The sequence below is a fragment of the Clostridioides sp. ES-S-0005-03 genome (assembly GCF_020658455.1).
In the GTDB taxonomy this organism is placed as follows: Bacteria; Bacillota; Clostridia; order Peptostreptococcales; family Peptostreptococcaceae; genus Clostridioides.
This window is the reverse complement of record NZ_JACVWI010000002.1, coordinates 12,657-37,785: the sequence shown is the minus strand read 5'-3', so window position 1 is coordinate 37,785 and position 25,129 is coordinate 12,657. Positions and strand designations below refer to the sequence as shown.

Sequence of the window (25,129 nt, the reverse complement as noted above, 5' to 3'; positions counted from 1 at the left end):
ATAAATTAAGGTGTAAGTTTTTGGGTATACCTATTCTAGGAGTGAAAAAATTTGAGAATAAGTTATAGGAATTTAAAGAGATATAGAGAAATTGGATATATTTTGATAAAGTATGGTTTTAGTTTTATTGTAGAAAGATTAAATATAGAGGGCATAGCATATAAAATACCACTATTTGACCCACCAGAAGAAATAAAAAATATGACAACTGGTGAGAGAATGAAAAGAGTCTTAGAAGAACTAGGACCTACATATGTAAAAATAGGTCAAATATTGAGTACAAGAAAAGACTTGTTAGACCAAGATATAATTGATGAAATATCAAAGCTTAGAGATGATGTAGAAAAATTTGATTCAAATATAGCCATTGAAATATTTAAAGAAGAAGTAGGCTTAAGCATAGAAGAAGTATTCTCAGAATTTAAAGAAGAACCAATAGCAGCAGCTTCAATTGGTCAAGTTTATGAAGGAATACTTAAAACAGGAGAAGAAGTGATTGTAAAAATTCAAAGGCCAAATATAGAGAAGATAATAAAATCTGACTTGGAGATTCTTAGAACTATTGCACATACATTAAAAGACTTAAAAAAAGATTTTAATTTAGATTTAGAGCAAATGATAGAAGAATTTCAAACTCAATTAATGAGAGAACTTGACTACAATTTTGAATCTATAAATGCAACTAAATTTTCTAGGATATTTAAAAATAGTGATGAAGTATATATACCAAAAGTATATTCAGAATATAACAGTAAGAGAATTTTAGTAATGGAGAAAGTTAATGGCACAAAGTTAAGTGATGTAGAAAAAATAAGAAAATTAGGCTACAATACAAAAACTATTGTCGAAATAGGTGTTAGGTCTTTTTTTATACAGGTATTGTCACATGGTTTTTTTCATGCAGACCCACATCCAGGTAATATATTTATAGTTGGCAGAAACAAGATAGCATATATAGACTTTGGAATGATTGGAATTATTGATAATAGAACTTTGAACCAATTAAATGAAATTGCATTAGCAGGTGTAGAAAAAAATGTTGATAAAATAATTTACTTATTAATAGAAATGGATGCATTAAATGGAGAAGCTGATGTTAAAGGTCTTAGACAGGATTTATTGTATCTCATACATTACTACTATGATATCTCTATAGAAAAGATAAATGTGACAGATATATTAAATGAATTGTTTAGATTTTTTAGACAGTATAAGATAATTATGCCTGCACAGTTTGTAACACTTGCAAAGACTATTATAACATTAGAGGGTACAAGTAGAACCTTGAATACAGATTTTTCTCTTGGCTCTATGGGAAAAGAGTTTATGAAGCATCATTATAAAAGTAAATTCAATCCTAAGAATGTAGTTTTAAATTCAAGACAAAATGTGGAAGAGATATTGCTTGACGTAAAAACTATTCCAAAACAGTTAAAAGCAATCTTAAGAAATGTAGAAAGAAATAATATAAAAATGCAAATTGAAGATGTTAAAATGACAAAATTAGAAATTTGTATAACAGAATTAACTTCTCAAATGTCATTAAGTTTAGTATTAGCATCCATCATAGTAGGTTCTTCACTTATAATTGCATCACCAAATATAGAAAATAATATATGGATAAAATTTACTGCTATAGCAGGGTTCTTTATTTCTTTTATAATAGGGCTATGCTTAGTTATAAGAAGTATTAGGTCAAAATACAAAAAAGATTAGGGGGAATTAAATTTGAAAAAATGGACACTGAAATATAAAGGGAAGATAGAGGAAAGTGAATTTAGCAAAAAACTTAATATTTCCCCGGAAATCTGCCAAATTTTAAAAAATAGAGGTATATATACTGAAAAAGATTCAGAAATATTCATGAATCCATCTTTAGACTATTTAAGAGACCCTTTATTAATGAAAGATATGCAAAAGGCTGTAGATAGAATAAAGTCAGCTATTGATAAAAAAGAAAAAATTTGGATTTATGGAGATTATGATGTTGATGGTGTATCTTCTACTTCTATTTTATGCTTATATTTTAATAGTATAGGATATCATGTGGATTACTATATTCCAAATAGACTAGAAGAAGGCTATGGTATAAATGAAGAGGCTATAAAGCTTATAAGCTCTAGGGGATGTGACTTGATTATAAGTGTTGATTGTGGAATTACATCAGTATCTGAGGTTAACCTAGCAAATAATTTGGGTATAGATGTTATAATAACAGACCATCATGAATGCCAAAATGAAATTCCCTCAGCTTTTGCAGTAATAAATCCAAAGCAAGAAGATTGTAACTATCCATTTGATGCATTATGTGGATGTGGTGTAGCCTTTAAAATGATACAAGCACTTACTCCAGAAGAAGATTTTAAGACTAGTATGTATGATTATTTAGAAATAGTAACATTGGCAACTATTTGTGATATTGTTCCACTTGTGGATGAAAATAGAATAATTGTAAAAAATGGTTTAAAATTAATGAAAGAAGGCAAAAATATTGGATTAAGAGAGCTTATAAAAGTTTGTGGTGTAGAAAGTGAAAAAATAGGTTCTTCTCATATAGGCTTTGCAATTGGGCCTAGAATAAATGCATCAGGACGTTTAGGATATTCTTATTTGGGTGTTGAGTTATTTACTACTCAATCTAAAGATGAAGCTGTTGAAATAGCTAATATATTGGAAGAAAAAAATAATGAAAGACAGATGATTGAGGCTCAGATGTATCATGAAGCTGAGGAAATATTAAAGTCCAATAGTAGATATAATGAAGATAAAGTATTGGTTTTAGCTAAAGAAGGTTGGCAACATGGGATAATAGGAATTGTAGCATCTAAGTTGACTGAAAAATACTATAAACCAACGATTCTTTTAGGTGTAGAAGGTGGAGAAGCTACTGGCTCAGCAAGGTCAATAAAAGGATTTAATATATTTGAGGCTCTTGTAAAGTGCAAAGACTTAATGACTAGGTTTGGTGGACATGAGCAAGCAGCTGGATTGTCTTTAAATTCAGAAAATGTGGAAGCTTTGGCTAATGAAATAAATAAGTTTGCAGATTATAATTTGACTGAAGATGATATGATAGAAAATGTAAATGTTGAATTTGAACTACAAGAAAATGTAATAAGTTTAAATCTTGTGGAGGAATTACATAAGTTAGAACCATTTGGATTAAATAATCCTAATCCTAGATTTATAGTTAGGAACTATATTCTAAAAGACTTAAAAATCATAGGTAAAAATCAACAACATTTGAAATTAAGCATAGAAAATGAAAAGTGCTATGAATGTATAGGATTTAACATGAGTCATTTAAAATCATTATTCAAAGTAGGAGATAAAGTAGATGTATTGTTCCAACTAGATGAGAACAACTATATGGGAAATAGGAAAGTGCAGTTTCTACTTAAAGATATTAGATTAGCTCGACCTAAAAGTGCAAGTAATGACAAACTTTCGCTAAAATTAATGTCAAAAATAATACCAAAAGATTCACAAAGCTTGTATAATATATCTGAGTCTGGTTTTGAATTATTTGATGGAAATACAGATATAAATATATTTGATTATTTTGAAAAAGAGACATTGATAATATCTAATTCTATAAATGGATTCTATAGAGCAATATCAGATGTATCACTTATAGATTTGGATTTTAACATAAATTACAATATTATTGAAGATATTAACAAAAATACTGATAAATTAGAGCTTATATTTTCTCCTAATATTGATAAAATAGACTTAAAAAGATATAATAATATTATTCTTTATGATTATTTATACAATAAAGGCGAATATTCGTATATATATGAGAATAAAAGAGAAGAAAGTGAAATTATAAAATATTATAATAAAACAGACCTATTATATTTAAAGAATGTAGTTAGTAATATAGTTCCATCAAGAGATGAATTTATAACAATTTATAAACAAGCACTTATAAAAAAAGAAATTGATTTGGATATGGTAAATATAAAGGGAACTTTTAATGTAATTCCATTAAAGTTTTTTACGATATTGAATGTGTTTAGAGAATTAAATTTACTTGACTTTAATTTAAATTATGAAAAAAATTCTGTACTCATAAGAATATTGCCAAAACCACAGAAAAAATTAGACTTAAATGAGAGTTTAATACTCAATAATCTAAAAAAATTAGAAAAACAATACAATAGCAGTTATTAGGAGGCGTTTCCCATGGATTTAAAAAACTTTATAAGGAATATTGATGATTTCCCAAAGCCAGGTATAGATTTTAAAGATGTTACAACTCTATTTAAAGACGGCGAGGCATTTAAATATGCAGTAGATTCTATGGCTGAAGAATTGAAAAGCAAGGGTGTGGATTTAGTAGTAGGTCCAGAAGCAAGAGGATTTTTGATGGGTACACCTGTAGCATATGCACTAGGAGTAGGATTTGTTCCAATTAGAAAACCTGGAAAGTTACCAGGAGAAGTTGAGAGTTATGAGTATGGATTAGAGTATGGTACGGATACTTTAGAAATACATAAAGATGCAATTAAAAAAGGTCAAAAAGTGGCAATAGTAGACGATTTATTGGCTACTGGTGGAACTATGGAAGCTGCTGCTAAGCTTGTAGAAAAATTAGGTGGAGAAGTAGTTTCTATGCAATTTTTAATTGAGCTAGAATTCTTAAATGGGAGAGAAAAGTTATCTAACTATGATGTTAATTCTCTTATAAAATACTAGTACTTTTACAATAGTTGGTATAGCACCAACTATTTTCATATATATTAAAATTTTATACAAAATAGGTGGTTATATGCATGATAAAGAATTACAAGAAATAATTGAAAAGATAAAAGTTTATGCACCTAATGCAAATTTTGAAAAGGTTGAAAAAGCCTACAATCTTGCAAAAAAAGCGCATGATGGACAATATAGAAAATCTGGGGAACCATACTTTATTCATCCATTGGCAGTGGCAAATATTTTAATAGAGATGGAATTAGATATTGAAACTATAACAGCAGGTTTGCTTCACGATGTTGTAGAAGATACAGAATATACCTATGAAGACATAACAAAAGAATTTGGAAAAGAAGTAGCGGATTTAGTTGATGGAGTAACAAAACTTGGTCAGATAAAATATCGTTCAAAAGAAGAAACTCAATCTGAAAATTTAAGAAAAATGTTTCTAGCAATGGCAAAAGATATAAGGGTTATACTTATAAAGCTTGCTGATAGATTGCATAATATGAGAACGTTAAAATACATGCCTCCAGAAAAAGCAAAGTATAAAGCAAAAGAAACTTTAGAGATTTATGGAGGTATAGCCCACAGATTAGGTATATCTAAGATAAAGTGGGAATTAGAAGACAGAGCATTAAGGTTTATGGACCCAGAAGGGTACTATGAATTAGTTGATAGAGTGTCAATGAAGAGAAGTCAAAGAGAAGACTATATACAAGGGATTGTTGAGCTTCTTAAAGATAAGTTTAAAGATTTAAGTATACCATGTGATGTATATGGTAGACCAAAGCATTTTTACAGTATTTATAGAAAGATGCAGAAAAAACACAAGACTTTTGAAGAAATTTTTGATTTAACAGCTGTAAGAATACTGGTAGATAATGTGAAAGACTGTTATGCTGTACTTGGTATAGTTCATACATTATGGAGACCTATCCCAGGCAGATTTAAAGACTATATAGCAATGCCAAAGCCAAATATGTACCAATCATTGCACACTACTGTTGTAGGGCCTGATGGAGAGCCTTTAGAGATACAAATAAGGACTCATGAAATGCATAATATAGCAGAAAATGGTATTGCAGCACACTGGAAATACAAAGAAGGTATTTCTGGCAAAGAAGTAAAAGTTGAAGAGAAACTTCAGTGGTTAAGACAAATGATGGAGTGGGAAAAAGATTTAAAAGACCCACAAGAATTTATGGATGCACTTAAAGAAGATGTATTTAATAGTCAGGTTTATGTATTTACTCCACGAGGAGATGTAATTGAATTACCAGCAGAATCAACTCCTATAGATTTTGCCTATAGAGTCCATACAAATGTAGGAAATAAATGTGTTGGAGCAAAAATTGATGGAAGAATAGTACCTATTGATTATAAGCTTCAAAATGGTAACATTGTTGAAGTACTTACATCATCTAATTCTAATGGTCCAAGTAGAGACTGGCTTAACATAGTAAAAACACCAAATGCAAAAAGTAGAATTAGACAATTTTTCAAAAAAGAAAGAAGAGAAGAAAATGTTGACCGTGGGAATACCATATTAGAAAGAGAGTTTAAGAAACATGATATACCACAGAAAGACCCTCTTGTTGAAAAATACATGGCATTAGTTGCCAAGAAGTTTAATCAGCCAAGTGTTGAAGACTTAGTTGCCACTGTGGGTTATGGTGGTATAATGTCATCTCAAGTTGTATCTAAAGTAAAAGACTTGTATTTAAAAGAAATTAAAAAAGTAAAAAAAGAACAACAGATGCAAGAAGAAGATTTAAATAAACACAATATGAGCGAAACAGAATACAGCAAAAAGAGAAAGAAAAATTCATCACAAGGTATTGTAGTAAAAGGACTTGATAATATCTTAGTAAGGTTTGCTAAATGTTGTAATCCACTTCCAGGAGATGAGATTGTAGGATATATCACTAAAGGTAGAGGTGTAGCTATACACAGAGCGGATTGCCCAAATGCAAATAACAATGGAGACTTCTTCCAAAATAGATTAGTGGAAGTGTCATGGAGTTCAGCAGGTAAAGGCAAGTTTGAAGCAGAGATTCAAATAAAGGCTGTCGACAGAAGAGGAATTGTTAATGAAATAACTCATATTGTTGCAATGGATAAACTTAGCTTAAATGGAATAAATGCAAGAAAAGGAAAAGATAGTATTGTAAGTATAAATCTACTTGTAGAAGTTAATGACACTGAGGAATTGAAAATTCTAATGAAAAAATTAAAAGCAATTCCTGGTGTAGAAAGTATTTATAGAATGACAAATTAGAGTTAAAATAATAGGGAGGAAAATATGAGAGCAGTAGTACAAAGAGTATCTTCATCTAAAGTTACAGTAGATGAAAACATTATAGGTGAAGTAAATAAGGGGTTGCTAGTACTGTTGGGAGTAACTCATGATGATAAATCGAGTGATGTAGACTACATGATTGATAAAATATTAAACCTAAGAATTTTTGAAGATGAAAATGATAAGATGAATTTATCTCTAATGGACATAGGTGGAGAGCTTTTAGTAGTATCTCAATTTACTTTATATGGAGACTGTAGAAAAGGAAGAAGACCTGGATTTAGTAACGCAGCTAGACCAGAACTTGCAAATGATTTGTATGAAGAATTTGTAAAAAAAGCCAAAGATAAAGGTGTAACAGTAGGTACAGGTCAATTTGCAGCTCATATGATGGTAGAATTAACTAATGATGGACCAGTAACAATACTATTAGACTCAAGTAAATCTTTTTAAGGGGGAAAACTTTAATGGTTATAAAAAAATTTGTAGATAGTTATTTTGGAGTAAACACTTATGTGTTAGGTGATGAAAAAACTAAAAAATGTGCAGTTATAGACCCAGGAGGAAGTTTAGTAGATACATTAAGCTTTGTCAAAGAAAATGGATTGAATGTTGAATATATAATTCTTACTCATGGACATGGTGACCATATAGGGTATGTTAAAGATATTAAAGATAAGACTGGTGCTAAGGTAGTTGCACATACTGATGAAAAAGAATTATTAAATGATAAAAATAAAAACTTAAGTTACACAATGAGATGTGGCGCACAAGAATTTGATGCAGATATATATGTAAATGATAAAGATAAAATGGAACTTGGTGAATTAAAAATGACTTTCTTGCATACACCAGGTCATACACAAGGATGTATGTGTATAAGAGTTGAAGATGACATGTTCACAGGAGATACTTTGTTTGCTGGAAGTATTGGTAGAACTGATTTATATAGTGGAGATTTCCACCAAATGGAGAAATCACTTAAAAAATTATGTAAATATGAAGATGCTGTTAGAGTATATCCTGGTCATGGGCCAACTAGTACTCTAGGTGTTGAAAAGAAGACAAATCCTTACATGTAATTTTATATTAATATTTAAAAATAGTATCAAATATTTAATAAATGTATCAGTGATGGGGTTCTTCTAGTGTTTAAATAGAAGGAGTTAAGTTGATGTTGGATGTTTTTTTAAAAGGACATGATTATAAGTATGAAGTAGCAGAACTTATAAAATTGTTTACTAGTGAATTTAAATTTAATGACTTTGCTGATTGTAGCAATAGTATAGAGTCAAGATATTTAATAAATAGATTGATTTGTGAAAATGATACTTTACTTTCAATTACTGAATATTATGAAGGTGGTAACTTAAAGTATGAATCAATACAAAATATCAAAGATATAAATACGGAGTTTTTAAATGGATTTTGTAATAATAATACGATTGAAGAGTTTTTAGATAGACTAGACAGTGAAAGTAAGAGAAAGATTAGAAAATTATGCAAAGAAAGTATTAAAAAAAGTATGTTTATAGTACTTAAACAAATATTTAATTCTTATGTTCCATGGGGCATTTTGACTGGTATAAGACCAGTCAAAATTGTCCACAATCTGATGGATGAAAGACTAGATGATGATAGTATAAGAACTATTCTAAAAGAGAACTATTTTATAATGGATGAGAAAATAGATTTAGCTCTTGAAATAGCTAAAAGAGAACGCTTATTTATGTATCCGATAGACAAAAATAAAATTTCTCTTTATGTAAGTATTCCATTCTGCCCAACTAGATGTGTATACTGTTCATTTCCTTCAAACTCGTTAAAGCAATTTGGCCATTTAAAAAGAGAATATGTCTATAAATTGATTGAAGAAATTAAAGGGTTTTCCAAAGTTATTGAGGATACTAATAAAGAAATTGAAACTCTATATATCGGTGGTGGAACTCCTACTACATTGGATGAGGAAGAATTGGATTTACTTATAAATGCTCTCTTTAGAGAATTGGACTTAAGCAAAATTAAAGAATTTACGGTAGAAGCAGGTAGACCAGATACTATTACCAAAGAAAAATTAAGTGTATTAAAAAAACACAATGTAAGTAGAATTAGTATAAATCCTCAAACTATGAATGATGATACTTTAGTTAAAATTGGAAGAGAACATAAAGTTTCTGATTTAGTAGAATGTTTTAATATGGCTCGAAATATGGGATTTGACAATATAAATATGGATATAATTTTAGGTCTTATAGATGAAGACTTAGACATGGTAAGAAATACATTAGAGGAAATAAAAAAGCTTTCTCCTGAAAGTCTTACAGTTCATACATTAGCTATAAAAAGAGCTTCTAACCTAAATATAAATATGGATAAGTACAAAGAACATTTAACTCAGTATGAAGAAATGATAAAAATGATAGATTTATCAATGAAATATGCCAAGGATATGGGACTTAATCCATATTATATGTACAGACAAAAACATATGCTAGGTAACTTAGAAAATATAGGTTATGCTAAAGAAGGATATGAGTGTATTTACAATATACAAATTATGGAGGAAAAACAAAGCAACTATGCCTTGGGTGCAGGTGCTATATCAAAATTTGTCTATGTAGATGAAGATAGAATTGAAAGAGTAGAAAATGTAAAGAATGTTGAACAATACATTGATAGAGTAGATGAAATGATAAAAAGGAAGAAAGAAGAGGTATATAAAAATGTTGACTAAAGCTCCTAGAGGAACTAAAGACATAACTCCAAAAGAGGCTTATAAATGGCGTTATGTAGAAAATAAATTTAGAGAAATATGTGCTTTATATGGGTATGAGGAAATGGTAACTCCTATATTTGAACATACAGAACTTTTTAAGAGAAGTGTTGGAGATACTACAGATATAGTTCAAAAAGAAATGTATTCTTTTAAAGATAAAGGGGATAGAGAAATTACTCTAAAGCCAGAAGGTACAGCTGGTGTAGTAAGAGCATTTATAGAGAATAAATTATATGCAGATACTCAACCAACAAAATTATTTTATGTTACACCTTGTTTTAGATACGAAAGACCACAAGCTGGTAGACAGAGACAATTTCATCAATTTGGTATAGAGGCACTTGGAAGTGATACTCCTTCAATGGATGCTGAAATAATAGCACTAGCTGTTCAATTTTTTAATGAAGTTGGATTAAATGATTTGGTAGTGAGTATAAATTCAGTGGGTTGTCCAGTTTGTAGAAAAGAGTACAATGCTTTATTAAAAGAATATCTTGATTCAAAAGCAGATATATTATGTGAAACTTGTAATGAGAGAAGAGAAAAAAATCCAATGAGGGTTATAGACTGTAAAAACCCTACATGTAAAGAAAATATCAAAGATATACCATTTATTGCAGACCATTTGTGTGATGATTGTAAAGTTCACTTTGATAAACTTCAAGAATACTTAAAGGAAATGAATATAAACTTTGTAATTGATAAAACAATAGTTAGAGGGTTAGATTACTATAGAAAAACTGCTTTTGAAATTATATCTAATGATATAGGTGCTCAAAGTACTGTATGTGGTGGAGGCAGATATGATGGTCTTGTTGAACAACTAGGTGGTCCAAAAGGTATAAGTGGAATTGGATTTGGACTAGGGATTGAAAGACTTTTACTTACACTTGAAGGTAATGGAATTGAAATAGAAAACCCTCAATCTACAGACATATTTATAGTAACTATAGGTGAAGAAGCAAATACAAGAAGCTTTAAATTGTTGAAAGATTTAAGACAAAATCATATAAGTGCGGATAAAGACCATATAGAAAGAAGTGTAAAAGCACAATTTAAGTATTCAGATAAAATAAATTCAAAATTTACAATAGTAATTGGTGATGACGAGCTAAAAAATGACACTGCAACATTAAAAAATATGAAAACATCAGAGCAAACTACTGTAAAATTAAGTACATTAGTTGAAGAATTAAAGCAAAAGCTGTAAAATAAGAAAGTATGATGTTTTGTGTATTAGATAAATATATAGCATTAAAATTAAATAAAATGGAGGTAGTATCTTGGAAACTTTAAAGGGTTTAAAGAGAACTCACTACTGTGGAGAGTTGAGAGAAAAAAACATAAATGAAGAAGTTGTACTTATGGGATGGGTACAGAAAAAAAGAAACTTAGGAGGACTTGTATTTGTTGATTTAAGAGATACAAGTGGATTATGCCAAATAGTTTTTGATACAGATGTAGATAAAGAAGCTTTTGAAAAAGCTGAAAAATTAGGTGCTGAGTTTGTAATAGCAGTAAAAGGAAAAGTATGCGAAAGACAGTCTAAAAACCCTAACATGCCAACTGGGGACATAGAGATATTTGCAACTGAACTTAGACTTTTAAATAAATCAGAAACTCCACCTATTTATATAAAAGATGATGATGATGTTTCAGAAGCACTAAGACTAAAATATAGATACTTAGACTTGAGAAAATCATCTATGCAAAGAAATTTAAAGTTAAGACATAAAGTAATGAATATTACAAGAAATTACTTATCAAATAATAGATTTTGTGAAATAGAAACACCATTTTTAATTGCTCCAACACCAGAAGGAGCAAGGGATTATCTTGTACCAAGTAGAGTTAATCCAGGTAAATTTTATGCATTACCACAATCACCACAATTATACAAACAATTATTAATGGTAAGTGGTATGGATAGATATTTCCAAATTGTTAAGTGTTTTAGAGATGAAGACCTAAGAGCTGATAGACAACCAGAATTTACACAAATAGACTGTGAAATGTCTTTTGTTGAACAAGAAGATGTTATGAGTATGATTGAAGGATTACTTGAAGTTATATTTAAAGAAGTTTTAAATGTAGAATTGACACTTCCACTTCCTAAAATGACTTATGCAGAAGCTATGGCTAGATATGGTTCAGACAAACCAGACACTAGATTTGGTTATGAACTAACAGATATATCTGATGTCGTTTGTAATTGTGGATTTAAGGTGTTTGCTGATGCTACACAACCAGGAAAAAGCGTTAGAGGTATAAATGTAAAAGGAAAAGCTGACGATTTTACTAGAAAACAAATATCATCATTAGAAGAACATGCTAAAACATATAGAGCAAAAGGGCTTGCTTGGATGAAAGTAGGTCAAGATGGAGTAACTTCTCCAATAGCAAAATTCTTTAGCGAAGATGAAATGAATGCTATACTTACAAGAATGAATGCAGAAGCAGGAGATTTACTTTTATTTGTAGCTGATAAAAACTCAGTAGTATTTGATGCTTTAGGACAAGTTAGACTTGAAGTGGCAAATAGACTTAATATACTAGATAAGAATGTATATAATTTATTATGGGTAACTGAATTCCCTGTTTTTGAAGAAGATGAAGAAACAGGTAAGTTTGCAGCAATGCATCACCCATTTACATCACCTATGGATGAAGATTTAGATAAACTAGAAGATGGAGATAAAGCATCTTTAAGAGCTAAAGCTTATGACATTGTATTAAATGGATATGAAATAGGTGGAGGAAGTGTTAGAATATCAAATTCAGATGTTCAATCAAGAATGTTTAAGGCACTTGGGTTTACAGAAGAAAGAGCTAATGAGAAGTTTGGTTACTTATTAGAAGCATTCAAATATGGAACTCCTCCTCATGCTGGTCTAGCTTTTGGGCTTGATAGACTTGTTATGTTGCTTGCAGGAGCTGAAAATATAAGAGAAGTTATTGCATTCCCTAAAAATCAAAATGCTGTTTGTCCTATGACAAATGCTCCTACAGTAGCAGATGATGAGCAATTGGATGAATTAAGTATAAAAGTTGATATAAAAGATAAAGAATAATATATGAATAAGAAATAATATATAAAAGACTGTCGCACTAAAAATAGGGTGACGTCTTTTTTTTGTACTATTTAATAGTAATAATTGTCAATTAAAAGTAACATTAATTATTATTTACACAATTCTAAAAAAGAATTCTGTTAGATTAATAATCCAAACTATTCCTACCTGATACTACAAACAATAAAATACTATATTAGACAAAAAAATTAAAAAATTACCAAATTAAAAATTATTTAAAAATAAATTGACAACGATTTCGAGTTGTTATAATATGTAATAAAGAACTTGTTATATAATGTTATAAAAATACTACATGAGGGGGTGAGTAAAATGGATGAAAAAAAGCAAAAAAAAGAAATGGACTTAGAGGTAAATTCATTTATTCCTTTGTACCAACAACTATATGACAACATAAAAAAACAAATAGCAGCTGGTATATATAAGCCAGGAGATAAACTTCCATCTGAAGTAGACCTATGTAAGGAGTTTAATATAAGTCGTATAACTGTGAGAAATGCGCTTAATGAACTTGTAAAAGAAGATATATTATGTAAAAAGCGTGGAAAAGGAACTTATGTAACTATTCCAGAGAGAATAGAAGCAACATGTGCAGGAAATAGTTTTACTAATTCTTGTCATCGTATTAATGCAAAACCAAGTACTAAGATAATCTCTATTTTGATAAAAAAAGCTGATAAGCAGGTGGCTGAAGCTTTAAATATTGAACTAGAAGAGAAGATAATATGTATTAAAAGACTTCGATTAATAGATGAAGTACCTGTTATTTTTGAAGTTGATTACTTTAGAATAGATTACATGTTTTTATTAAAAGAAGAGCTGGAAGATAAGTCTTTAATGGAAGTTATATCTAATAATATAAGTACACTACCTAATCGTGTGGAAAATATATTTGAAGTAAAACACTCAAACAAAGAATATTCTGACCACCTTAAATGTGCAAGCAATATGGCATTATTAAAAGTAAGACAATTAGTATATACAGAGAATAATGATGTTTTATATTACAATGAACAATTTATAAGAAGTGATAAGTATAAATATGCAGTATCAGCAGAAATATAATTTACACTTAGGAGAGGAATAAATATGAGAAAAATAATATTAGCGTCTCATGGAGACTTTTCAAAAGGGCTTTTAGATTCAGTAAAAATGATAGTAGGAGATTTAGCAAATTGCGTTAATTCATACAGTTTATATCCTGGACAAAGCGCTTCAGATTTTGCTTTAGAGTTAGAAAAAACAATAGTAGAAGATAAAGAATGTGAATATATAATTTTATCTGATTTATACGGAGCAAGTGTATGTACTGCTATGTTAAGGTTAACTAAGTTACATAATGTTAAGTTATTTTCAGGAATGAACTTAAATATGGTATTAGAGCTTCTTACAAGATTTTCTGATAAATTAACAACTGAAGATGCAGAACAGTTAGCAAAAGAATCTAGAATGGGAATACAAAATGTAACATTACAAATAAATGAAGAAGAAGAGGTATTTTAGTTTATGGACAATAAGGGAATATTATCAGTTTTTAAAAATAAAAAGCCAATTATAGCAATGATACACTTAAAGGGAGATACTTCAGATGATATTTTTGAAAGAGCTAAAAAAGAAATTAGTATCTTAGAAGCAAATGGTGTAGATGGAATAATGTTAGAAAATTACTATGGCAATTACTATGATTTAGAAAGAATACTTGAATATGTATCTAAATCTAATTTGTCAATACCATATGGAGTAAATTGCTTAAATGTTGATACTATGGGATTTGAACTAGCAACAAGATATAATGCAAGCTATGTACAAGTTGACTCTGTAGTAGGTCATGTCAAACCTAGAGATGAGGCTACTTTAGAAGAATTTTTCAAATTACACCGTTCAAAATGTCAAGCTTATCTAATTGGAGGGGTACGTTTTAAGTATCAACCAGTTTTATCAGAAAATACTGTTGAAGAAGATTTAAAGATAGGAATGACAAGATGTGATGCTATAGCAGTTACAGAAAATGCTACAGGGCAAGAAACATCAATGGAAAAAATAGAATTATTCCGCAAAAATGTAGGAGATTTCCCTTTAGTTATTGCAGCTGGAGTTACATTAGAAAATGCAAAAAAGCAGCTTGAGATAGGGGATATGGCAATAATAGGAAGTTACTTCAAAGATAATTACCAAGACTTTGGAGATGTTAGTGCAGAACACGTAAAAACATTTATGGATGAAATAAAAAAAATTAGGGAGGAATTATAATGATTAAATTAGTAAGGGTAGACCACAGACTTATACATGGACAAGTAGCATTTACATGGACAAAGTTTTTAAATACAGATTGTATATTAATAGCAAGTGATGAACTATTAAAGGATGATTTAAGAATGGCAGGGCTTAAAATGGCTAAGCCATCTAATGTCAAACTTGTAATGAAAAGTATAGCAGATTCTATAAAAGCACTTAATTCAGGTGTAACTGACAAATACAATCTTTTGATACTTTGTGAATCTGTAGAAGATGTTTATAGACTATCTAAAGAAGTTAAATCTATTAAATCAATAAACCTTGGTGGAACAAAATCAGATGATAATCGTGAAAATATATCTAAAGCAGTTCATGTATCAAAGGATGATATAAACATGATTAAAGAATTAGATTCAGAAGGTGTAAATGTATTCGTACAATTAGTTCCTGATGATGATGCTACAAATGTAATGAAACTAATATAATTTTAGGGGGATAAAAATGGAATTTACACAAGTTATTCTAATAACTCTAATTGCATTCTTTGCATATATGCATTGTTTTGTAGGTTCTACAATGCATAATAGACCTATAGTTGTTGCACCACTTGTTGGTTTAGCACTAGGAGATTTACGTACAGGTATAGTAATAGGGTCAACATTAGAACTAGTATTTATGGGTGCATTCCCAGTTGGAGCAAGTAATCCTCCTGACTTTGTATCTGGTTCTATTATTGCTACAGCATTTGTAATATTAACTGGTCAAGATGTATCAGCAGCAGTTGTACTTGCAGTTCCTATAGCAACTTTAGTATTACTTATAGACAACTTCTTAATGACAGTAGTACTTACATGGGGAGCTCATCTTGCTGACCGTTATGCAGAAGATGGTAACATTGAGGGCGTAGAACGTATACAATTATTATTTGGTATAGGCAATAAATTAATACTAGCAATAATAGTAGGTACAGGATTCTCATTAGGTGTTCCAGTAATAGAAAAAATACTTTCATTTATACCATCATATGTAATTCATGGTATGGATGTTGCAGCAGGCGTGATACCAGCAATAGGTTTTGCCATGTTAGCTAGAATGATGCTTAATAAGAAAACGATAGCATTCCTATTATTAGGTTTTATAATGGTTGCTTATTTAAAAATAACAGTAACAGGAGTTGCATTATTTGGATTAGCAGTAGCTTTAATATATGTTAACTTTTTAGGAGAAAAGGAGGTAGTAGTAGATGACAACGAATTCTAAGAAATTAGAAACAATTTCGCCAGATAGCAAAATAACAAGAAAAGACTTTTGGAAATGTTTTAGAAGGTCTTTAACATTAGATTCATCTTGGAACTACGAACGTATGCAAAATATAGCATATGCATATACGATGGCACCAATAATCCGTAGATTATATAAAAATGATAAAGAAAAAAAATCTCAAGCTTTAAAAAGACATCTTGAATTTATGTCAGTTACACCTCATATAAGTACTCTTTTAGTTGGTATATCTGGAGCTATGGAAGAAGAAAATGCAAAGAATGAAGAGTTTGATGCAAAGAGTATAAATGCTGTTAAATCAAGTTTAATGGGTCCAGTTTCTGGAATAGGAGATTCATTTTTCTGGGGAACATTAAAGCTTATAGCAGCTGGAGTTGGTATAGCTTTAGCTTCTCAGGGGAATATAATGGGTCCAATTTTATTCCTTCTAATAATAAATATTCCTCACTTTATTATTCGTTATATATGTCTAGATAAAGGATTTAAGTATGGAACTCAATTTTTTAAAGATGTAAGTGGTTCAAATATAGTCTCAAAAGTTATGGAAGCAGCATCAATGCTAGGGCTTATGGTAATTGGAGGGATGACCGCCTCTAATGTAATACTAAAACTTAGTGTTAATGTAGGGAGTGGAGAATGGGCAGAGCCTATTCAAACTTACTTAGACCAAATAATGCCATGTATGCTTCCAGCTATGATATTTGGAATTATGTATTGGTTATTAGGAAAAAAAGTCAAGACAACTACGATATTAATTTCAGTTATGATTATTTGTATAATATTAGCTGCAATTGGGGTAGTATAAGTAAAATTATTAATATGATTTTCGATAATCTTTTCTACAATTGAAATATATAAAGGGGGGGCGTACTAAAAAATAGGCGATTCCCCTTTTGAATAAAAAGTAAATACTAAGTTCAAATAAATCACCAATTTTATGCCTATAGTGGCAAGCACCTTTTTCTTTTTTATCCATTAAAGTTATCTTTATCTTTGGTCTTCTAGCCATAATCTTACACATCCTCCTTTGTATTCATATTCAATATAATAAAAATACTGTATTTTAAAAATTTTATCATGAATTCGTTTTTGAGTAAATTTTGTTTTAAAAACTATTTTCATAATAATAATCAGAAAATTTAGACTAAATTTAATTAGTAAAGTTGTAATAAATTCACTAAAAATAAGTTAGAATAGGTGAAAATTGAAGTATTTATAAGCTATTATAAAAAATATTTGAGAATAAATTATATACTATAAAATTTTAATAAAAAAAGTATAATTCTAATAAAACTGAAATAAATTTAAAATATGTGTGAATAGTCTAAATTTAAATAATAATTTTAGACTATTTATCTATATATAACTTAAATTATATCAAATTGATAATAAACTATATATTATACTTTTTTGTAGAGTAGAATTATAATTATAGAAAGAAAAAAAACTATCAAGGGTGAAAAAAATGTAGAAAAAAGTAGAAAAGATTCTTTTACAAAGAAAGGGAGGGATAATCTTGCAAGAGAGAGAAGAATTAGTTTTAAATCCAGTTCCAAAAGAGGAAAGAGTTGGATGGTTAGCTCCATTATTTAATATGCTTGGCTCTAATATAGCCATATCAGAATTAATGGTTGGAGGAACCTTAATTTTAGGAATGACTCTTTCCAATATGATTATTACATCAATTATAGGGAACTTAATATTAGTCGCAATTATTATGATACAAGGTTATATTGGTTGTAAAGAAGGGTTAAATACATATGTATTAGCTAAGGGGGCATTTGGAGAGATAGGTGGAAAATATCTAATATCTCTATTGCTTGGAATAACTAGCTTTGGTTGGTTTGGTGTACAAGCAGGAGTTGCGGGATTATCAGTACAAAAAATATTTCCAAGTGTAAACTTAACTCTAGTCACAGTTATACTTGGATTATTAATGGTAGTTTTCGCTTTGTATGGTTTTAAGGCAATGGCTAAGTTTAATTACTTAGTTATACCACCACTTATAATATTAATGGCTTGGGGAGTTTTTAAAGCTTTTTCTACTTATGGAGTTGAAGCTATCTACAATTACACTCCTCAAACAACAATGAGCATGGTTGAAGGATTAAATATGGTTGTTGGTCTTATCATAGTCGGTGCGATTATATCACCTGACCAATTAAGATATACAAGGGGAGTAAAAGATATTTGGATAATTGGTTTTTTAGGATTAGGTATTATTTCATTGTTCCAACAAGTTGCAGCAGGTGTAATGTCTATGGGTGCTCCTACTTGGGATATAACAGAAGTATTGGCTAATTTAGGATTTGGATGGATAGCATTTGTTATTTTAATACTTGCATCTTGGTCAACCAATGTATCAAATGCCTATTCTGGTGGATTGGCACTAAAAACTATTTTTCCAAATGTAAAGAGAAATGTATTAACTTTAGTTGCAGGTCTAATAGGTACAACAATAGCAGCTACTGGTATAATATTCAAATTCCAATCGTTCTTATCTTTCTTAGGAATAGCAGTTCCAGCTATAGCAGGAATTATGTGGTGTGAATATTATTTTATACAAGGAAGAACTTATAAACACAGAGAAGGAATAAATTGGATTGCAGTAATAAGTTGGTTAATTGGTTTTGCAGCATCATATTATACTTCAAAAATAAGTTTCTTAATACCACCAATAAATGGAATTGTAGTAAGTATGATTCTTTATTATATACTAATGAAATGTTTTGGAAGTAAGGATAAATAAAGGGGGAAATTGTATGAGTCGTAAAGTGAAAATAGGTATAATTCAACAGCATAGTGTACTTGGAGATGTTAAAAAAAATATAGAAAAAGCAGTAGAGATGATAGATGATTTGGGAAATCAAGGTGCAGATATTATTTGTTTGCCAGAATTATTTGCTACAGGATATAACTTAGAATATTTAGGTGGAATTAAAACATTAGACCTAATAAGAGAACATAACAAATACATAGAAGAATCAATGTCAGAAGCAGCTAAAAGAAATAATGTATACCTAATATCTCCATATGGAACTTTAGAAAAGGACTCTACACATGTTTTCAACTCAGCTGTTATATTCGATAGACAAGGTAATATGATGGGAGAATACTGTAAAAATCACCTATGGTCATTAGAAGCAGTATACTTTAAAGCAGGGGAAAAAGTAGATGTATATGATGCTGATTTTGGTAAATTTGGTGTAATGATATGCTATGATGCAGGATTCCCAGAAGTGGCTAGAGAGTTGACATTAAAAGGCTCTGAAATAATATTTATACCTTCTGCATGGAGAATACAAGATGAAGATATGTGGGATTTAAACGTATCTCAAAGAGCTTTAGAAAATACTGTGTATACAGTAGGAGTAAATTTAGTAAGTAATGACCCTAATTTGATACTGTTTGGAAAGAGTAAAATATGCAATCCTAGAGGAACTATAATAAGTCAATTAGATACATATAGAGAAAAATATATATTAGCAGAGATTGACCTAGATGAAATAGAAAAATATAGGAACGATATTCCATACTTAAAAGACAGAAAAAATAGTTACAATATATAATTTTACATTATATGTTAAGGTACAATTTTGATAAAAAATAAAAATAGGAGGATATGTCAAACGCTAAAGATAAAGTTATTAACTCTGTTTGATATATCCTCTTTAATAATACCAGCTTTGGTTTAAAGATTTTTGAAATAGTTTATAAGAAAGTCTTTGAATAATAAGACTGCTTTAGATGCATAATTCTCACTAAACCATGAAAGATTTAAATATCTTTTAAATTCAATATCTTTTATATGTAATAGTTTAATTTCAGGGTCTCGAGATAAGCCCCATGATTTTCCACATATAAATCCAACTCCTTGAAGTGATTTTATAAGAGCATAGATTGTATATGGAGAATCGGATTCAAAGGCTATTTTGGGCTTGAAATTAGCTGATTCACATAATATATCTATTATTTCTCTGTAATTCTCACCTTTAGTTATAACTATAAAATTTTCATCTGAAACTTCATTTAGATAAACCTCATCTTTTAAGGATAGAGAGTGGTTTATTGAAACTCCTAATAATATTTCCTCGCAGGTTAATGTTATATTATTTTCTGAGTTTAATTTTGTAAATGAAGAAGATATATACAAATCAAAATCACTTTTCTTATAAGACGATGGTAGAGTATGTGAAACATTAAAGGTAATATTAGGATATAGTTTTCTAAAGTTGCTCAAAAGTGGCGGTAATACATTAGCAGCTGCTGTAGCTAATATTTTTACTTCACCAGAGTTTTCTAAGGAAATATCTTGTAATTCTTTTTTTGACATTTCTACTAAATCTAAAATACTATCCACCCTTTTTAGAAATAATCTACCATATTCATTTAGTACAATATATCTTCCTTTTCTATCAAACAACTGAACCCCAAGTTCTTTTTCTAAAGAAGATATGGTTTTACTTAAAGCTGGTTGTGCTATATTTAGTTTTTGTGATGCTTTTGTTATGTGTTCCATTCTAGCGACAGTTTGAAAATACTTAAGATGCAATAAATCCATAATATAAAATACACCTCTTTTAATATAACTTGAATTATATAAATTTGATAATTAATTATATATTATACATTATAATACAAAGCTTGTATAATAAACTATAATATGGCATAAAGTTATGTAAATATTTACTAATACATTTACATAATCTAACTAATAAAGGAGATATTTAATATGAAATTAACTAAGGAAATATTAGAATATGCTTTAATAGGAGGTACAATTTTAGGTGGAGGAGGTGGTGGTGCAAAGGAAAGTGGAAGAGAGATGGGGGAATATGCCTTACAACATGGATTTCCAAATCTAATAAGTATAGATGAATTACATGATGATGCAATTGTCTTAAATGTATCAGCAGTAGGAGCTCCAGCAGCACCACTCAAGTATGCTGATAATGATGATTATATAAATACAGTCAAGATATTTATTGATAAACTAGGATTAGATATACAAGGTATTATTACAAATGAAAATGGAGGATGTGCAACAATAAATGGATGGCTTCAGTCTTCTGTACTTAAAATACCACTAATAGATGCACCTTGCAATGGTAGAGCCCATCCAACAGGCGTGATGGGGAGCCTTGGATTACATAGAGATAAAACATATAAGTCTTATCAAGCTGTGTCTGGTGGAAATCCAGAACTTGATAATCATATAGAGGGATTTGTAGAGGGGTCTTTAAATAAGACAGCAGGACTTGTTAGACAGTGTGCTGTAGCAGCAGAAGGTTTAGTTGCTGTAGCTAGAAATCCTGTAAAAGCATCTGTTGTAAAAGAAAATGCTGCTATAGGAGGTATAAGCCATGCAATAGATTTGGGTAGAGAGTTTTACTCAGGTTTAGAAATATCAAAAGATAAAGCAATAAACAACGTTGTCGAATTTTTGAATGGAGATGTAGTTTCAGAAGGAACAATAGAAATTTTAGAGTTAGAAACTACAGGTGGATTTGATGTAGGTAAATTGATTGTAAATGGTTATGAGGTAACTTTTTGGAATGAATATATGACAATAGAAAAAGAGAATAATAGAATAGCAACATTTCCAGACTTAATTATGACTTTTGATAAAAACACAGGCATGCCTGTTACATCAGCAGAAATCAGAGAAGGGCAAGAGATAGTTTTAATAAAAACTTCTAAAGAAAATTTAAAACTTTCAATAACAATGACACAAGAAGAATTATTAAAAGATATAGAAGATATATTAAATAAAAAAATAATTGGAGTTAATTAGGATATGTAGTAATTTGATTGATTGAAGAATTAAAATTGATTAAATTTAATGAGCAATATAATACCTATAAAACTATAAATAAAACAAATACTTAGGAAAAAGTTTATAAAAATAAAAAAATAAATAAGATATGAAAGATAATAAGAAAAAGTTTATAAAAATATAGATAAAATAAAAAATGCTGTAATATTTATAAAAATAAAAGTAAAAATATTTAAACAAAAACTATAAATAAAAGAAATAAAATTGGATGGTGAGCAAATATGATGTTAAAACAAGTTTTGGAAGTTTATGATATTATTGATAGCGCAGAAGTAGATGGAGAATGTGTAAAAAAATATTTGGAAAGCTATGGTGGGAAGAATATATTAGTAAAAACTTTAGGTACGGAAAAAGGGTCTACTGACTTAGTAAAGCTTACAATACCAGGAAAAAATGGAAAATCATCAGGAGGAACAGCTAAGACATTAGGTGTTTTAGGAAGACTAGGAGGAATTGGAGCAAGACCAGAAATGATAGGTATGGTTTCTGACGCTGATGGAGCTTTAGTAGCAATAGCAGTAGGAGCAAAATTATTGGACATGCAGAATAAGGGAGATTTTATTGATGGAGATGTAATAGTTTCAACTCACATATGTCCAGATGCACCTACTAAAGAACATAAACCAGTTCCATTTATGGATTCTCCAATTGATATGAGAACTATGAATGAAAATGAAGTTGATTTAAGCTGTGATGCTATATTATCAATAGATACAACTAAAGGGAATAGAGTTATAAATACAAGAGGTTTTGCTATATCTCCCACAATAAAAGAAGGGTATATTCTAAAAACAAGTAATGATTTATTAGACATAATGCAGACTACTACAGGAAGACTTCCTTACGTATTTCCAGTGTCAATACAAGATATAACTCCATATGGAAATGGTTTATACCATATAAATAGTATTCTTCAGCCTGCTGTAGCTACAAAAGCACCTGTAGTAGGAGTTGCTATAACAACTGAGACAACAGTTGCTGGATGTGCAACTGGAGCAAGTAATTATTCTGATTTAGAGAGTGCAGGAAGATTTGTTGTTGAAGTAGCAAAACACTATTGTGGTGGAAATTGTGAGTTTTATGATGAACATGAATGGAATATTTTAATGAATAGATATGGAAGCTTAGATAAGTTTCAAACTTTTGGAGAAGAATAAAGTTGTCTTTTATTGATGTTTTAGAATGGATGATATAGGCTAAATTATTGTGATATAATATTTAGAGTAAATAAAAATTGTAGATATAATAATTTTAGGGGGAGTTAATATGAAATCAACAAAATCAATATCATCAGTATTGTGTTTATCTCTAGTTTTAAGTTTATCATCAATATCATATGCAAATGAAGTGGGCAGAACGGCAACAGAAAATACTTTAATAGGTAAAGATAGATATCAAACAGCTATTGAAGTAAGTAAAGAGGGTTGGAGTAGCGCAAATGAAGCTGTAATAGTGAATAGTGAATCTATTGTAGATGCATTATCTGTTACACCATTTGCTAAATTAAAGAACGCTCCAATACTACTTACAGAAAAAAATAATTTAAATTTACAAACAAAGAAAGAATTAGAAAGATTAGGTGTTAAAAAAGTCTATATAATTGGACTATCTGGTTCTGTATCAGATAATGTAGAAAAACAACTAGAATCTAATAACTTAACAGTTGATAGAATTGGTGGTAGTGACAGACATCAGACAGCTTTAAACATAGCTAAAAAGATAGAAGGTTTAAAAGACATATCAGAAATAGCTGTGATAAATGGATATACAGGTCTTGCAGATGCAGTTAGTATAGCTTCTGTAGCTGCTACTAATGGTATGGTTATACTTCCGGTTTCTGATGCATCTGGAGTGTCTAGTTTTAAGGATTTTATAGCTTCTAAAAATATAAGTAAGTCATACATAATAGGCTCTACTAATGCTGTATCAGATAAAATAAAACAAAGTCTACCAAATTCAGAAAGAATAGGTGGAGCAGATAGAAATGAAACAAATGGAAAGGTAATAGAAAAATTTTATACATCAAATGACTTAGATAATGTATTTGTAGCTAAAGATGGAATGAAAAAACAAAATCAACTTATAGATGCTCTAGCAGTAGGTGTATTGGCATCAAAAGAAAATTCTCCAGTACTTATAGTAGGAGATAAATTGAGTGCAACTCAAAAGAGTATATTTACAAATAAAAAGGCGACTGCTATAACTCAAGTTGGTAGTGGTGGAAATGAAAATGCATTTGCAGAACTAAAAGATTTACAAGGGAGTAGTACTGGTAAGAAAGTAATGTATGTAGCTAATACAGATAAAGTAAATGTAAGAAGTGATGCTACAATAGAAGCTTCTGTAGTGGGTTATCTAAACAATGGTGATGAAGTAGAAGTTTTAGAAGTACTAAAAACGGGATGGGTTAAGATAAAATACAATGACGATATTGGATATGTCAGTGGGTCTTATCTAACAAGTAATAAACCTAATAACAGCAGTGAGAATGTTAAGATAAAATATGTAAAAGAAAAAGATGGTCTAAATGTTAGAAAAGGACCAAGTACGGAAGATGAAAAAATAGGACAACTTCCATATGGAAGTAAGGTAGAAACTGTAGAAATGTTTGCTACTGGATGGGTAAAAATAAAATACAATAGTGGATATGGTTATGTAAGTAATGATTACCTATCTGATACACCAGTTATCTAAACTTATAGATAATAAACAATAAAGAGACTGTCTTAATATTAATGACAGTCTCTTTATTGTTATGAAATGTAGATTTTAATAATGATTTATATTTTGATAACCTAACTTTAGAAGTTATTATTGTAGATATTATTAATATATAAATACTTAAAATCCGATGCTTAATACCAAAATTGCATATTAATATGATGAGATAATTTAAATATAAA

General features: G+C 29.5%; 22 protein-coding genes. 20 read left to right on the top strand and 2 right to left on the bottom strand.

Translation table 11 applies throughout. The features are described 5' to 3' along the window. The first annotated feature begins 51 nt into the window (after positions 1 to 51). The 15 genes from IC218_RS09390 (at position 52) to IC218_RS09320 (ending at position 17,195) form a co-directional block, all read left to right on the top strand. A complete protein-coding gene (locus IC218_RS09390) occupies positions 52 to 1,716 on the top strand; it encodes an ABC1 kinase family protein (RefSeq protein WP_227824276.1) in 1,665 nt (554 codons plus the stop codon). Positions 1,717 to 1,728: 12 nt separating this feature from the next. Beyond that, the gene (recJ, locus tag IC218_RS09385) at positions 1,729 to 4,179 is read left to right on the top strand and encodes a single-stranded-DNA-specific exonuclease RecJ (protein ID WP_227824275.1); all 2,451 of its coding nucleotides are present in this window, start codon (positions 1,729 to 1,731) and stop codon (positions 4,177 to 4,179) included. A 12-nt stretch (positions 4,180 to 4,191) separates the two neighbouring features. Then, positions 4,192 to 4,704: an adenine phosphoribosyltransferase gene (locus tag IC218_RS09380; RefSeq protein ID WP_227434488.1), complete on the top strand. Its 513-nt coding sequence runs from the start codon at positions 4,192 to 4,194 to the stop codon at positions 4,702 to 4,704. A gap of 73 nt (positions 4,705 to 4,777) precedes the next feature. After that, positions 4,778 to 6,985 (top strand): RelA/SpoT family protein, encoded by a 2,208-nt coding sequence (locus IC218_RS09375; protein WP_227434489.1) that lies wholly within the window; start codon positions 4,778 to 4,780, stop codon positions 6,983 to 6,985. Positions 6,986 to 7,009: 24 nt separating this feature from the next. Next, a complete protein-coding gene (gene dtd / locus IC218_RS09370) occupies positions 7,010 to 7,459 on the top strand; it encodes a D-aminoacyl-tRNA deacylase (RefSeq protein WP_227824274.1) in 450 nt (149 codons plus the stop codon). Positions 7,460 to 7,473: 14 nt separating this feature from the next. Then, positions 7,474 to 8,088, top strand: coding sequence for an MBL fold metallo-hydrolase (locus IC218_RS09365; protein WP_227434491.1), 615 nt, complete (start codon positions 7,474 to 7,476; stop codon positions 8,086 to 8,088). Positions 8,089 to 8,180: 92 nt separating this feature from the next. Next, positions 8,181 to 9,740, top strand: coding sequence for a coproporphyrinogen III oxidase (locus IC218_RS09360; RefSeq protein WP_227824273.1), 1,560 nt, complete (start codon positions 8,181 to 8,183; stop codon positions 9,738 to 9,740). After that, complete coding sequence (gene hisS / locus IC218_RS09355; protein WP_227434493.1) at positions 9,730 to 10,992, top strand: histidine--tRNA ligase; 1,263 nt, start codon at positions 9,730 to 9,732, stop codon at positions 10,990 to 10,992. Before IC218_RS09360 ends, hisS begins: the two co-directional genes overlap by 11 nt. A gap of 73 nt (positions 10,993 to 11,065) precedes the next feature. Continuing rightward, complete coding sequence (gene aspS, locus IC218_RS09350; RefSeq protein ID WP_227434494.1) at positions 11,066 to 12,853, top strand: aspartate--tRNA ligase; 1,788 nt, start codon at positions 11,066 to 11,068, stop codon at positions 12,851 to 12,853. 333 nt (positions 12,854 to 13,186) lie between these two features. Continuing rightward, positions 13,187 to 13,939: a GntR family transcriptional regulator gene (locus tag IC218_RS09345; protein ID WP_227434495.1), complete on the top strand. Its 753-nt coding sequence runs from the start codon at positions 13,187 to 13,189 to the stop codon at positions 13,937 to 13,939. Between the two features lie 24 nt (positions 13,940 to 13,963). Next, entirely contained in the window at positions 13,964 to 14,377 is a 414-nt protein-coding gene (locus tag IC218_RS09340) for a PTS sugar transporter subunit IIA (protein WP_227434496.1), read from the top strand. Positions 14,378 to 14,380: 3 nt separating this feature from the next. Next, positions 14,381 to 15,124, top strand: a complete 744-nt coding sequence (locus tag IC218_RS09335; RefSeq protein ID WP_227434497.1) for a BtpA/SgcQ family protein — start codon at positions 14,381 to 14,383, stop codon at positions 15,122 to 15,124. Beyond that, on the top strand, positions 15,124 to 15,594 hold the full coding sequence (locus IC218_RS09330; protein WP_227434498.1) for a PTS sugar transporter subunit IIB: 471 nt from the start codon (positions 15,124 to 15,126) through the stop codon (positions 15,592 to 15,594). Before IC218_RS09335 ends, IC218_RS09330 begins: the two co-directional genes overlap by 1 nt. A gap of 16 nt (positions 15,595 to 15,610) precedes the next feature. After that, positions 15,611 to 16,369, top strand: a complete 759-nt coding sequence (locus tag IC218_RS09325) for a PTS mannose/fructose/sorbose/N-acetylgalactosamine transporter subunit IIC (RefSeq protein ID WP_227434499.1) — start codon at positions 15,611 to 15,613, stop codon at positions 16,367 to 16,369. Next, positions 16,353 to 17,195, top strand: coding sequence for a PTS system mannose/fructose/sorbose family transporter subunit IID (locus IC218_RS09320; RefSeq protein WP_227434500.1), 843 nt, complete (start codon positions 16,353 to 16,355; stop codon positions 17,193 to 17,195). The genes IC218_RS09325 and IC218_RS09320 overlap by 17 nt, the downstream gene beginning before the upstream one ends. A gap of 9 nt (positions 17,196 to 17,204) precedes the next feature. Here IC218_RS09320 and IC218_RS09315 read toward each other — a convergent pair whose 3' ends face one another. After that, the gene (locus IC218_RS09315) at positions 17,205 to 17,399 is read right to left on the bottom strand and encodes a hypothetical protein (RefSeq protein ID WP_227824272.1); all 195 of its coding nucleotides are present in this window, start codon (positions 17,397 to 17,399) and stop codon (positions 17,205 to 17,207) included. Positions 17,400 to 17,906: 507 nt separating this feature from the next. On the opposite strand from IC218_RS09315, the gene IC218_RS09310 reads away from it, so the two are divergent. After that, a complete protein-coding gene (locus IC218_RS09310) occupies positions 17,907 to 19,139 on the top strand; it encodes a cytosine permease (RefSeq protein ID WP_227434502.1) in 1,233 nt (410 codons plus the stop codon). 13 nt (positions 19,140 to 19,152) lie between these two features. Continuing rightward, positions 19,153 to 19,959, top strand: a complete 807-nt coding sequence (locus tag IC218_RS09305; RefSeq protein WP_227824271.1) for a nitrilase-related carbon-nitrogen hydrolase — start codon at positions 19,153 to 19,155, stop codon at positions 19,957 to 19,959. A 122-nt stretch (positions 19,960 to 20,081) separates the two neighbouring features. Here IC218_RS09305 and IC218_RS09300 read toward each other — a convergent pair whose 3' ends face one another. Continuing rightward, positions 20,082 to 20,951: a LysR family transcriptional regulator gene (locus IC218_RS09300; RefSeq protein WP_227482138.1), complete on the bottom strand. Its 870-nt coding sequence runs from the start codon at positions 20,949 to 20,951 to the stop codon at positions 20,082 to 20,084. A 171-nt stretch (positions 20,952 to 21,122) separates the two neighbouring features. Here IC218_RS09300 and IC218_RS09295 point away from each other — a divergent pair, with 171 nt between their 5' ends. The 3 genes from IC218_RS09295 to IC218_RS09285 all read left to right on the top strand — a co-directional run bounded on the left by IC218_RS09295 (position 21,123) and on the right by IC218_RS09285 (position 24,920). Then, the gene (locus IC218_RS09295; protein WP_227824270.1) at positions 21,123 to 22,184 is read left to right on the top strand and encodes a DUF917 domain-containing protein; all 1,062 of its coding nucleotides are present in this window, start codon (positions 21,123 to 21,125) and stop codon (positions 22,182 to 22,184) included. A gap of 263 nt (positions 22,185 to 22,447) precedes the next feature. Continuing rightward, positions 22,448 to 23,383 carry a DUF1177 domain-containing protein gene (locus IC218_RS09290; RefSeq protein WP_227434506.1) on the top strand — a complete coding sequence of 312 codons (936 nt, stop codon included), beginning with the start codon at positions 22,448 to 22,450 and terminating at the stop codon, positions 23,381 to 23,383. Positions 23,384 to 23,492: 109 nt separating this feature from the next. Next, positions 23,493 to 24,920, top strand: coding sequence for a cell wall-binding repeat-containing protein (locus IC218_RS09285; RefSeq protein ID WP_227434507.1), 1,428 nt, complete (start codon positions 23,493 to 23,495; stop codon positions 24,918 to 24,920). The last annotated feature ends 209 nt before the right edge of the window (positions 24,921 to 25,129 follow it).

Bases quoted from the DNA above. Each gene is read 5' to 3' on its own strand.
- IC218_RS09335 (WP_227434497.1), top strand. From the start codon at position 14,381: ATGGACAATAAGGGAATATTATCAGTTTTTAAAAATAAAAAGCCAATT.
- IC218_RS09320 (WP_227434500.1), top strand. From the start codon at position 16,353: ATGACAACGAATTCTAAGAAATTAGAAACAATTTCGCCAGATAGCAAA.
- IC218_RS09330 (WP_227434498.1), top strand. From the start codon at position 15,124: ATGATTAAATTAGTAAGGGTAGACCACAGACTTATACATGGACAAGTA.
- IC218_RS09375 (WP_227434489.1), top strand. From the start codon at position 4,778: ATGCATGATAAAGAATTACAAGAAATAATTGAAAAGATAAAAGTTTAT.
- IC218_RS09325 (WP_227434499.1), top strand. From the start codon at position 15,611: ATGGAATTTACACAAGTTATTCTAATAACTCTAATTGCATTCTTTGCA.
- IC218_RS09365 (WP_227434491.1), top strand. From the start codon at position 7,474: ATGGTTATAAAAAAATTTGTAGATAGTTATTTTGGAGTAAACACTTAT.
- IC218_RS09285 (WP_227434507.1), top strand. From the start codon at position 23,493: ATGAAATCAACAAAATCAATATCATCAGTATTGTGTTTATCTCTAGTT.
- IC218_RS09360 (WP_227824273.1), top strand. From the start codon at position 8,181: ATGTTGGATGTTTTTTTAAAAGGACATGATTATAAGTATGAAGTAGCA.
- IC218_RS09290 (WP_227434506.1), top strand. From the start codon at position 22,448: ATGATGTTAAAACAAGTTTTGGAAGTTTATGATATTATTGATAGCGCA.
- IC218_RS09315 (WP_227824272.1), bottom strand. From the start codon at position 17,399: ATGGCTAGAAGACCAAAGATAAAGATAACTTTAATGGATAAAAAAGAA.
- dtd (WP_227824274.1), top strand. From the start codon at position 7,010: ATGAGAGCAGTAGTACAAAGAGTATCTTCATCTAAAGTTACAGTAGAT.
- IC218_RS09295 (WP_227824270.1), top strand. From the start codon at position 21,123: ATGAAATTAACTAAGGAAATATTAGAATATGCTTTAATAGGAGGTACA.
- hisS (WP_227434493.1), top strand. From the start codon at position 9,730: ATGTTGACTAAAGCTCCTAGAGGAACTAAAGACATAACTCCAAAAGAG.
- IC218_RS09340 (WP_227434496.1), top strand. From the start codon at position 13,964: ATGAGAAAAATAATATTAGCGTCTCATGGAGACTTTTCAAAAGGGCTT.
- IC218_RS09305 (WP_227824271.1), top strand. From the start codon at position 19,153: ATGAGTCGTAAAGTGAAAATAGGTATAATTCAACAGCATAGTGTACTT.
- IC218_RS09345 (WP_227434495.1), top strand. From the start codon at position 13,187: ATGGATGAAAAAAAGCAAAAAAAAGAAATGGACTTAGAGGTAAATTCA.
- IC218_RS09380 (WP_227434488.1), top strand. From the start codon at position 4,192: ATGGATTTAAAAAACTTTATAAGGAATATTGATGATTTCCCAAAGCCA.
- IC218_RS09300 (WP_227482138.1), bottom strand. From the start codon at position 20,951: ATGGATTTATTGCATCTTAAGTATTTTCAAACTGTCGCTAGAATGGAA.